The 11,103-nt window shown below is 45.6% G+C and carries 10 protein-coding genes; 5 read left to right on the top strand and 5 right to left on the bottom strand.

Annotated elements, in window-relative coordinates; translation table 11 throughout:
- Positions 1-138: 138 nt before the first annotated feature.
- Positions 139-612 (top strand): hypothetical protein, encoded by a 474-nt coding sequence (locus QT992_RS31975; protein WP_333378603.1) that lies wholly within the window; start codon positions 139-141, stop codon positions 610-612.
- Positions 613-713: 101 nt separating this feature from the next.
- Here QT992_RS31975 and QT992_RS31970 read toward each other — a convergent pair whose 3' ends face one another.
- The gene (locus QT992_RS31970; RefSeq protein WP_333378601.1) at positions 714-2,639 is read right to left on the bottom strand and encodes a type IV secretion system DNA-binding domain-containing protein; all 1,926 of its coding nucleotides are present in this window, start codon (positions 2,637-2,639) and stop codon (positions 714-716) included.
- A 246-nt stretch (positions 2,640-2,885) separates the two neighbouring features.
- Here QT992_RS31970 and QT992_RS31965 point away from each other — a divergent pair, with 246 nt between their 5' ends.
- Entirely contained in the window at positions 2,886-3,659 is a 774-nt protein-coding gene (locus QT992_RS31965; RefSeq protein ID WP_333378598.1) for a hypothetical protein, read from the top strand.
- Between the two features lie 239 nt (positions 3,660-3,898).
- Positions 3,899-4,939, top strand: a complete 1,041-nt coding sequence (locus QT992_RS31960; protein ID WP_333378595.1) for a DUF5895 domain-containing protein — start codon at positions 3,899-3,901, stop codon at positions 4,937-4,939.
- 223 nt (positions 4,940-5,162) lie between these two features.
- Here the strand turns inward: QT992_RS31960 and QT992_RS31955 are convergent, their stop codons facing one another.
- From QT992_RS31955 to QT992_RS31940, 4 genes are all read right to left on the bottom strand, one after another.
- The gene (locus QT992_RS31955) at positions 5,163-5,867 is read right to left on the bottom strand and encodes a hypothetical protein (RefSeq protein ID WP_333378592.1); all 705 of its coding nucleotides are present in this window, start codon (positions 5,865-5,867) and stop codon (positions 5,163-5,165) included.
- A gap of 183 nt (positions 5,868-6,050) precedes the next feature.
- The gene (locus QT992_RS31950; protein WP_333150398.1) at positions 6,051-6,569 is read right to left on the bottom strand and encodes a hypothetical protein; all 519 of its coding nucleotides are present in this window, start codon (positions 6,567-6,569) and stop codon (positions 6,051-6,053) included.
- A 50-nt stretch (positions 6,570-6,619) separates the two neighbouring features.
- Positions 6,620-8,929 carry a M23 family metallopeptidase gene (locus QT992_RS31945; protein ID WP_333378589.1) on the bottom strand — a complete coding sequence of 770 codons (2,310 nt, stop codon included), beginning with the start codon at positions 8,927-8,929 and terminating at the stop codon, positions 6,620-6,622.
- Positions 8,930-9,193: 264 nt separating this feature from the next.
- A complete protein-coding gene (locus QT992_RS31940; protein WP_015211653.1) occupies positions 9,194-9,532 on the bottom strand; it encodes a hypothetical protein in 339 nt (112 codons plus the stop codon).
- Positions 9,533-9,893: 361 nt separating this feature from the next.
- Here QT992_RS31940 and QT992_RS31935 point away from each other — a divergent pair, with 361 nt between their 5' ends.
- A complete protein-coding gene (locus QT992_RS31935) occupies positions 9,894-10,574 on the top strand; it encodes a hypothetical protein (protein WP_333378585.1) in 681 nt (226 codons plus the stop codon).
- A gap of 1 nt (position 10,575) precedes the next feature.
- Positions 10,576-10,923 carry a hypothetical protein gene (locus QT992_RS31930; protein ID WP_333294189.1) on the top strand — a complete coding sequence of 116 codons (348 nt, stop codon included), beginning with the start codon at positions 10,576-10,578 and terminating at the stop codon, positions 10,921-10,923.
- Positions 10,924-11,103 lie beyond the last annotated feature (180 nt).

The following is an 11,103-nucleotide window of genomic DNA, read 5'->3' as shown; positions in this document are numbered from 1 at the left end:
CCTTATTCTCTCCCGGCGCGGTGGCTCTAGTTCTTCTTTTGCCACCGTTCTCATCTTTATTTAGTCTAAACGACAGTAATAATGAAACAAACTTTATTGAAACTCCCCACTGAACCTCTGCTACTTGCGAATCCCAAAGTGGATAAGTGGATTATGGAAGTTAGTTTGCTATTTCCAGAGGTATTTGAATGGGAACCTCCTACATTCTTAGTCGATACTCAGTTTAGCGCTAAGCTTAATAAAGATGTATGCGTACAAATCAACGCCAATGCAGCTTTTCTTGAACGTCAATCCGTCCATTTAATTGAATGGGCAATCCGCCATCCTGCATTAAATTGGTGCGATCAAGTAAAATTGTGGACAGCAGCCGAATCTCTCTCGCTGCCGCCAGAAAATATCAAGCTGACCGTGTTAGCACTGCACCCAGCCCATCCGGGGACGAAGCGCGAACTCAGTTGGGACAGCCGGCAACACACACAGACAAGAGATTGGCTTGCGTCCGCGCTGGCAGGAAAGGCGATCTCGCCTGTTGCTGCTCGAAGAACATCACTGCCTGCGATCGCGCCCCTAACTCATTTCGACATTGAGGGAATTCCAGAGGTAGAGATTTAAGTGCGATATGCGATCGCGACGCTCAGAATCCGAATCGATCTCAACTTCCAGGTCAAGGCCAAAGGCCAATGGAAAATTTTCCATTGGCTGGCACACTCCCGCTAGCGCTTGCCAATACTGCCAGTGGCAAAAACCCGCCTGGAACGCCCAGTTTTACTGACAACTGAGTCTAGCGGGTCAGAGCCAAATTTCTTACCTGAAGTTGGCGGCGTTGGCGATTGGGATGGAACGTTACCTCCGGCGTCTGGCAGAGGCAGCATCCGTTCTGCTTCCTCAATGCGATCGTACAAAGCGGCGGTAAGCTGGTCAAGACTTGCAAGTTGCACCCGACTCTCCAGCCGTAGCCTAACCTCTGCATCCCAGAGGGCCTCACTCTCACTTTGCCGCTGCAAATCAGCTTTAGGAATAGGAATGGTCAGCGCATAAGGAATTGACCCCTCGCCGCCGGAACTGTAGCCGGGATTCGTAATTACACACCGTCCCTGGGGAAACCGCAAAATCTCATCCACTGAAAACAATGGCATTTTTTGAAGCGACTCGTTCCAACTAATAGATTGATTGCTTTGAGATTGACCGCCCATTGAACGGCTGGTAGACTTACTTTTGAGCAAAACTTCTTTTTCTCCGTAGCGTTCGGAGTATTTTTTTGCAGTATCAGTGTTACCCGGATTGAATAAAATATGAGTGCTGCAAGCAGAGGCGATCGCCGCCCCCATTTTCTCTCCGTACCCTTCGTACAGTTGCTCCAAACTCTGAATTCCTAGAATGAAACAAGCTCCATTCGAGCGATATTCGTTAATCCACTGCGGCATCCGATCCAATCGAATGGAGGGAAATTCATCGAGTGAAATAACCAGTGGATCTTTCCGAGGGCGACTTAAGTTGGACACAACGAGGAGGTGAATCGCGGCTGCTAGCAGAGGCCCCACGACGGAGCGCCGCTCGTCATCTAATTTGAAAATAATCATCTGTCGGCTTTCTATTTTCGTTGGGATGTCCGACTTTCCCAAAAATGCTCGCAACAGGTCAGCTTGGATAAAACTGCTGAACGTTCCGGCCGCTGTCGTCAGAATTCCTGAAATAGTTTTTTCTGCTTCCTTAGCGCTCAAAAATTGGTTGAAGCTGGTAGCGACCCACTCATCGATTCGACGGGATTGAACCGCATAGTCAATCCGCTTTACCAAATTTGGCAACCTCAAAATTGCATAGAGCATTGCCATGTCTGGATACCTAGAACCCTTGACTAATTGAAGGAGTGCTTTAGCCAATAAGTCTCCAGCTTTAGAGAAAAACTCATCACTTTTTCCATTGCCTGCACTCGCATTTCTATTAATAACCTGACCGATTTCCCCAGCCATGACCGAATCTTGAGGGGACTTCATAAAGTCGAGGGGATTAATGATGCCTGAATAAGGTTCTCCCGGTGCAAATACCGACACTTGGTAGCCATACCGCGCTGCCAGAGGTGCGTGGAGTTTGAGCTGATCTCCTTTCTTATCGTAGAGAATAATCGGAAATCCTTGCACCATTGCACTTTCTAGCGCCCGATCAATTGTCGAAAAAGTTTTACCCGATCCAGGTGCTCCAATTACTAAAGTTGACCGTTCTGCATGAGGGAGCCAAACAGTGGGAGAAGAACCCATAGCTGTCTGAATAGTGGTAACAAAACCTCTAAGTTTTTTTCCTTTCCACCAATAGCGAGGACTGCCACACCATAGCGTGACTTTATTATGTTTTCGTTCTTTAATTTGTTTCAAGGCAAGCTGAGTGGCTGCCATTTTTTCGGAAGTTCCGCATACTTTGCCAGTGGTAATTTTGCCCTTGCCGTTCCCTAGAAACCGAGACAGTAAGAGGAGGAAAATCAGCGCCCCTATTGTTAGATACCCATCCGAGTTATTATATTGTTGGAAAAGCCCGCCTAAGTCGATTGACGATAGAGGTGAGGGTTGCTGTGTTCTCCTTTGAGTTTGAGCGAGAACTGGAGTAGAGTTAGCCTGTGCTATCAAAAATTTAATCTCAAAATTCATAAGTATGTATTTGAATGCAAAAGTTGGTCGTAAGAGCAATTAAATCTGACCTGACTTGTAGCTACAACTTACTGTTGCCAGACAAGTAAGCTTAAATCAAAATTACTCAGTGTTAGTTCAGTCTTGGGAACGAGCAATTACAGCCCACAGTTCTAACTTTCGGTATAAAGCAACCAGCACTTGATATTATCCCTGCTAGCGCAGTTAACAGGATAGGAAGCAAAATTATTAAAAAATATTCTTACCGTGAACAAGAAACAAAAAGAGTGGCTGTCAGAGCTTTTGAAGAGACACCCGGACTATAAATTTTTAAAACGCAGCACCATCAAACTAGGAAGAGGCGACATCTCGCTAACTTTAGAACGTACAGAATGGATCTATATGGGAGCCGTTGAAGTAAAATATTCAGGAGCCTATCTACCTGGATTAAAGTGGCATTATCTTAACGCCCGACTATCCAGAACGGGCAAATTGCTTTCCGACTTAACCTACAACTCTAAAGTCGTGTCTTACCCTCACTGTCCGCTGGCGCCTGACTGGTTGACAAAATCTAACTTAGAAGAGGTGAAAATTCAGGAAGGAGAACAGATGAATTTCCCCTTTCACGAAGCTGTATTGATGGTAAGCCAGCCCCCGTTACTGAAAGGGAGTTTTTACCGAGCCAAGCGGTGGCATAGGCGCAAATCAGAACGATCGCCTGTAACAAACAGTCGCCGTACTCCAAAAACTTTCCAGCGCGAACTGCCATTTCTGAAGCCAAAAGTCCTAGCTCCCGATACTAAATTTGTCCCCCTTGCCGGTATTGATGGCTCTCTCGTACAGGTTCCTGAATATCTAATCAAGTTGTTAGAAGAAGCCAATGCTAGCCCATCCGAAAGAGCAGATGCAGCTTCTTTGTACGCGATCGCGGGTTTGAAAGGAGCCATCAATTTTGTTGAAGGGCTACCTCTACTGCGAACAATAGGAATAAACGCTTTACCGAGCGTCGATCGCGCCAAATATTGGCAGCGAGGAAATTAAAAGCATTGTGAGTGCTTGATTCTGATAATAGCGCAACTTCAGAAATTGCTGAAGCTGCGCGAGCGCTTTCACAATCGTTCTTTTTTTGCACACTTAATTAGTTTTCCTCACGATTCGGTAGTTCTGTACTACCAGTTATTTTTTTATGAGCGTTTAAATTATTTGACAAGATTACTAGGCTTAACTGTGCTACATCTTACCCTTTTAAAAGGTAAGGCTACCGCCTTGCAGGAACTGCAATGTCACAAACTTTTAGAATGGTTAAAACCAATAGCAAAGCTAAAGCAAAAAGCTCAAGTAACGCAGGAACGACTGAAAGCACAATCCCACTTCAGTCAGAAGACCTCAATTTTGAAATTGACCCCGAACTCCTAGAACCCGGTCACAATCAAGTAAGGCGACCAATTCTGCCCTATGGCATCGTCATCAACGAACAAGTGGCAGGAATATTAATTCCAGAGGATCAGCTAGAAAAAGCCAATTGGTTTGTCATGCCAACAGAAGAGGAAATGACTACAATTGGACTAACAGAAGATGTTACAGGTCTGCTGTTCTCTAAATGCCACTTATGCGTGTTGGGATTCATCCCTGAATACATTCGTTACAAAAATGACGTTCCCGATTTAGGCGGTAGTGTTGTCGGGCTGTACGAAGAGTATAAAGCTCAACTCGATAAAAAGATAATGGATGTTGTTAGCGAACACGCCATTGTCTTCTTGGATGAAAACAATCGTCCCAGACACAGCACGCCTATTGTCGTCAGGTTTAAGAATGTTGCGCTTTGGAGCTTTAAAGCAGCCAGAGACGAATTCTACCGTTTGTTGGAAAAAGCATTTGCCGACTATTTCCAAATTCCTTTCAGCGGGAAAACCGATAAATGGCGGAGCCTCGGCATCCTAGAGGTGGAGTTCAAAGGAGTTAAAGAAGGTGAAGGCTCTAATAAGAGCTACTGCTGCAAAACTGTCAGCTATACCAAGCCAACTGCTGATAATTTTCCCTTTCTATATCTGGGACGCCCGCAGCATAAAAATGCGATTTGGGGGCTGCACGATATCATTGCCGGATTCACTGAAACTCCTGCATTACCAGGTACAGCCGAACCGCAAATTCAAGTGCTGCCACCCGCTGCTCGTAAAATAGAAAATGGAAAAAAGCAGACCGCCAATCATAAATACCCTCGGAAAATTGCCGCTGAAGTAATAGAAGAAGAGGATGATTTCAATGACTTAGATGAAGAAGAGGAATTCGACGATGATTTTGATGCGGAAGCAGATGACTAACAGCCTCGGTTAGTTCTTTTTCAAGAAGTGCCTCATATCCAGTTAGGGAGCGAGGCATTTTTTTATTGGTGCGGAACAGGAGCTCGCTAACAGATAGTCAAGCTCAAATATAACTTTTCTCAGTAACATGAGGTACGCTCGCAGATAGGGCTGACGGGCTGACGGGCTTGCCTCCATTCCCGCCTACCTCACTTTATTGAGAACTGCTATACTTTAAACTCGCCTATTGCATTTTATGGGGAAGCTCAATCAAGGAACTGTTAGCTAACTGGTACTGGCGACCGTTGAAGCAAAAAAACAACTGCCGAATACCATTTTGTGAGTGCTGCTGTACTTGCAAGCAAGGCAAATCAGAGGTTTTTGAGGGGTCACTTACTACTTGAATTAGCGGTCTCTTAGGTGGCAAGTTGTCGTTTAAATAACTAGCAAATACACGAGTAGTAGAAACGTTTTTTCTGAATAAATACCCAGCATATAAGCAACCTCCTGCTCCACAAACTCCAGGGCTGTTAAAATTAAAAATAACTAACCTGCCTGCTGGTTTGTTTACAGCCCAAGCCAACACATTTGATGCTGAATCCTGGGGGTTAAGCTCAGAATTTTCGGCAACTATGCCTTGAACATTTTCAACAGGGATGAGTCTAGTAGCAGGTGTCCATGAAATCGTTGTAGCACTCGCGGTACAACCAGTAGTTCCTAACAACACTGATAGCAGCAAGAACAAGACCACTCCAAAGCGGAACCACCGCCCAATAAATAAAAACGATGATACTCTGGACCCCGAATTATTTAGGGAATTAGAAGCGGGGTTTGGGAGTTTCTTCGGAGAAGGTTGAGAAAACAGTAATAAATTTTTCTTTCCAGCTATGATTGGTGGCTTTCCTATGTGTTCTGAACCTGAAGTTAGTTGTTGATTTTTGCTAAACATTGATTTGACCTCCGCGAACTATTTTCTATGTAGATGTCATACCAAATCCGGTTATGACAGACACCTTGCAGATTTACTAAATCCGGTTATGACAGACACCTTGGAGATTTACTAAATCTGCTTTGAGCAAAGGTTTTATTGTTGCTTGTAGGACTCTTACCTTCATCTGATTTGGTATCGGTATCAGTTCTTTGGGCTGGTTTTACTAAGTGGAGGAACAGTAATGCCAACCTGCTTAAATGCCCAAAGCTCTTCTTCCGAAAATCGCCAAGTGGGTTCTCCAAAATTCGGCTGCAAGGTAGAGCGGAACTTATCAATACTCCCTGCCTTGTTGATGGAGTAACGCAATTCCCCCAGAGCGATTTGCCTTGCTATCGGCAGCTTGACAGTGCGGCTGTAAGGATAAAAATCGTTCGTCGGGTTGGAATAAAGCAAGCTACACTGCGTCTCTTGGAGAGAAACCAATACAGAAAATGGCACGGCATCTCCCTGCAAATAGGCATCGAACAAGCGATATTGAGTGCGGCCATCTGTTACTTCAGTTACAAACTCTGTCCTGAGAGTCCCTAGACCAACAGGAAGGCAAGCTGAAGGGAAATCAGCGTTCCGAGTCGGCTGGCTAAAAGCTGGGGGATGGGTGAATAAACTGCTCGACAAATAAACCAAAAAAGCTGTTAGCAAGCCCCAGGTAAATTTCAACATAATTGTCCGTTTTTTCAAGGAAATCATGGTGCAGAACATCTCCGTTTAATTCAAATTCCTTCTTGAGATGGGTTAACAGCCGTTCCATTAATGCGGGTTTCAAAGTGCAAGCTAGGGTCTGCCGTTGTCCCAGTGCTGCCTAGTCCGCCTATGACCTGACCTTGAGAAACGCGATCGCCAACTTTGACTTTCACTGAACCTTCGCGCAGATGAGCATACCGAGTTGTGCGACCGTTGCCGTGCTCAATTTCGATCCAGTTGCCGTAGCCACCGCCGCAGTTCTGTAACCCTTCCTGGCAGTTAGACACCGCTGTCTTGACAACGCCGCTGCCAACAGCTTTTACCGGACTTCCCATGGAGCCGGCAATTCCAATGCCGTTATAGATTTTCCGCACCCCGGAAACCGGACGAGTTCGCATCCCAAAGCGGCTGGTTACTGGCCCATTCGCAGGCTTGATATACTGACTCGTGGATGAACCGCCGCCGGGGGCAGCACTCGCAGAATTAGAGGATTGCGCCGCACTGGAAGTCGGAACGCAAGCAGCAGCATTCGACTCCGCGATCGCCCTACCTCCCTCTCGATAGCGCCTCAAAACATCCTGTCCGTAACTTGAGAGAGTTAAACGACCGAATGTATCGGTTGAAGAGCCGTCAACTTTGGAGTAGTCGCCCCCGAAATGCTTTTGAGCTACTCGCTCAATTAGGCGATCGCCACTAAAAAAACTCCCAGTAGTAGGGTCTTTTTCTTGAGAGGTGGCATTCAGCTTAGAAGCGAGACTTTGAGCAAAAACAGCTTCTCGATCGGCAGGCGGAAAAAATTGAAAAAGTTCTGCTTGAGTGGGTTGATAACCGCCTCGCAGTTTGGCTAAAAATTGCGTACCCCCTGGTTTAGATGAAATTGAACTAGCAGCGTACTCGTCGTAGTTTATAAACTGGTACTTGCCCAACGGAACCCGGCAATTATTTCCGCCATCAACGCAAGCATTAACGCCGGCATTCTCGTAAGAACCGCTGCTTTCAATACTGGCGATCGCTTCCGACAAAGCGGGAACATTGACTCCTTGAACATTGCCAACTAACGCTGGCGCTGGTGCAGTGCTACCAGGAGGGCAAGGAACATTAATATTAGCTGCTGTAGCTACGCCTTTTGTAACAGGAGAAGATACTCCGCCGCGAACTGCCCCAGTTGGTACAGAGGAAGAGCCGCCAGAGGACGATCCCAGCGCCCCAACGAAAATGGGAGAATTAACCCGATAGGTGAAGAAAGGTACTGGGCCAATGAAATAAGGAGAGCAGCCGCAAGGCGAACAAAATCGGAAGAATAGAGCCGTATCAACGGTATCGGTTCGCTCGTCCGGTTCCATGACTACTACTTTAAAAGCGCTGCCAAAAGGCAATCTTCCCGTCGGTTCCTTGCCGCCGTTGACACCTTTAAGACAGCCCGATCCGCCCTCGACTTCCTGGTACTTACCGCTAATCCATTGCTTGCCTTCGAGCGAACCGCGAGCGTTCCGACCCGAATTCTCCAGATCGTCTAGTTCGATGTAAGCGCAATCATTTTCTTGGCAGTTAACTGAGAATCCCTGAACGTCTGAGCCTGATATCGTCTTAGTTCGCCGTCGCTCGGCGGGACCATAAACCGCATCAATTCTCATTACTAAATTGCCTAATTCTGCTATTGGATTGGGAAAACTAGACAGAGGTAAAGCATTCAGCCCAGGTACGTCTTTAATTAAGGTTGTTTGCCAATCTGAAAACGCGCCAAGTTGAGCGCTGCTTAAGTTCGGAATCGAAGATATTGAATACTGAGACAGGTCAATTTCTCCCAGTTTCAACTGACCTAATTGTGGATTGGAACTGAGAACCAGCTCTAGAGTGCGATCGGCTACATCAATGCCAGCAGCTTTTGTGGCTAGAAGTCCCGCCACCGGCGCAATCTCTGCGACTTTAAATTGACCGAGAAGAGGGATAGCCTGAACTAACTGATTTAACGACTGCTTGGCAACTAAAGTAAATGCGCTTAAAGCTACGCTATCTAAATTCAGACCAGCTTGCTGCGCGACAAAACCGAACGATAGCAATTCTGGTTGCAAAGCTTGGCTGATATCGCCCAACATGATGTACTGGTCAGGAGTTTGCCCTGCTGTCCAACTTCGGCTCAAATCATAGCCAACTGCCTGCTTGTACTCTCCCGCTGAAAGGCTTCCAGATTGACTGATGGGTGGCATTTGAGAAAAAGAAATTTGTGTCCAATCTGGCAAGAGGGCGTTAACTGAAGTAGGATTTCCTTGCCTGTCCATCCCTGGTATTTCTAAAATTTTGGTTGGCATTTCAGTTGTATCAGCAGGGGTTCGTGCCATAGCAAATATTGGTTGCTCAAACAAAATGGAAACTATTAAGACTAGAGAGAATAACGATACTGATAATTGCCAGAATCTTGTTGATAATATTCTTCTCATGTTTGTGCAAAAAACTTTGGTTATTGGTTGAGGATACTGTACAAAAGTTAAGCAATTAAGTGGGAGAAAGGAACCCACCGAACTTGATGAGGCTGCAATTGCGCTTCTTAAAATAAATGAAGCAGCCTACCGAGGCTTTACATGGAGCAGCCTCGGCGTAAAACACTACAACTCTAAGTCACCGCCGTCGAAATGAGAAGTAACTGTTTGATTTTGATAGGAATTAGCGTCATTTACCCCTCCCTCAAAATAAGGGTTAGGGTTAGCAGCCGTCTCCGTCCACGGAGTATCTGCTAAATTCAAATCGCCTTCAAAAACGTTTTCTCGATAGCCATCAGCAAAGTAGTCGGGAGCCCCGTACCCCTCTGTTTGCTGACTGCTATAACCGTTGCTTTGATATCCGTTAAGGGAGGACTCGCACGGGTTACTTTCATAGCCGCTAACAGCATAGCCATCAGCGCTGTAACCGGGTTCATTGCCATAGATATTGTTTTGCTCGTTCATAAATCTTGTAGCTACAAAGTAGTAAGAATCAACAATTCAGCATAGCTAGGGATAACGAGTGGGGGTTTCATCCGATAGTCGTAATTAAACTACCGCCTATCGGCGGATAGGCTACGGCGCCTTAGTCTATCTGCAAACAACCAAGACCTACTGCTATTGCACGAAATAAAATATAGCGCTGGCATCGCTCTTAATTTCGCCCGCCTTCCATCCAGCAAGGTGGGTAAAAATTACTCAGAAATATAGAGGCGCGTATCTCTGCCGAATTGTTTGCCCAACAGACGGCGCAAATCCCTGTAACTGAATTCGCTACGCGATTTTTCTGACCTTCATTTGTCCCATAATTATCCTTCAAAAAGATATGACTCAGCTAAATCTGTTAACGCCCGAATTACTTGAAGAAATTACCACTCACCCTGTAAAACCTCAGTCCGGCATTTTGGAAAAGCTGAAGCTATTAGCCCAGATAGGTATGCACCGCGACTTAATAGCCGTGCTACTGGAATTGACCGGAATTCCCCTTCCCCTTTTACGTTATTATGCAGGCCCATTAGTTTTACACAAAACCCCCTGGTCAGAAAGCATACCTGACTGGTTGAAAACGGCTTGCTTATCCGATAGGCTCGATTTGATTGTAGAGGAGCACAGCAACAGAATTGTAGGGAATTACTGCACTTCTACAGAAGTCGTGGCTTATATGATGGGAGCTACATTTGAAGCTCCTCTGCACCACAGTTATTACAACGTCTATATGTGGGCAGCACAAGACACATTGACAAGACATAATCGGCTACCAAATGGTTACAACTTGTCCGAATTAGCTGAATTTTCAGCGGTGAACTTTGACAGCATCCAAAATGATTATTACCATCTAGCTAGAGCAATTAGGAAAAGCGTTGTCCGCCATGCAGCATCTCAAGGCTGGGGCAAACGTAAATTGTCCCAAGATAAAAGCGCTGATGCAGATTTACCGACAGAAATGGTAACAACTAAGTCACCAAAAGATAAGTCAAAAGTTGAAGGGCAATTGACTTTATTTTAACATGGAAAAAAAGGCAATCTTCGCCAAGAATAGCCATAATAGCAGCAAAATTAAAATGAAAGATACTTCATCGCTTGCAGAAATGCTATATGAGCGAATCCGAGAAGCTCCACCTTATTCCTGGTTTCCGTCTCCTCCAGAGCTAATTGAGCTTATGATTGAAGAAGCTCAATTTGTTTCAGGAATCTACGCCTTAGAACCAACAGCAGGAGACGGCTTATTGGCGCAGGCTATGGTTAGAGCGGGTGCAATCGTTGATGTAATTGAAATAAACCCGCTGCTCCAACAACTTCTGTTTCAAAAAGGGTTCAATCTAGTTGGAAGTGACTTTGTGAACTACCCCAACTAAACTGACGTTATAGTTGGGGCTTCTGTACTCACAAGGGAATGCCAAAGATGAGACTTTCGTCCCCTCTTTGGTCTTACTCCCCCTCCTACAGCAGAGACGGCTGAGGGAGCATAACACTTATGCGATGAGTAGAAATACTCACCAATACTATGTCCCTCATTAGTCCATAATTAAATATGT

The organism is Microcoleus sp. T3_D1, from assembly GCF_036700405.1.
Taxonomy (GTDB): domain Bacteria; phylum Cyanobacteriota; class Cyanobacteriia; order Cyanobacteriales; family Microcoleaceae; genus Microcoleus.
Note: the sequence above shows the minus strand (reverse complement) of the source record. Positions and strands in the feature narration are given on the sequence as shown.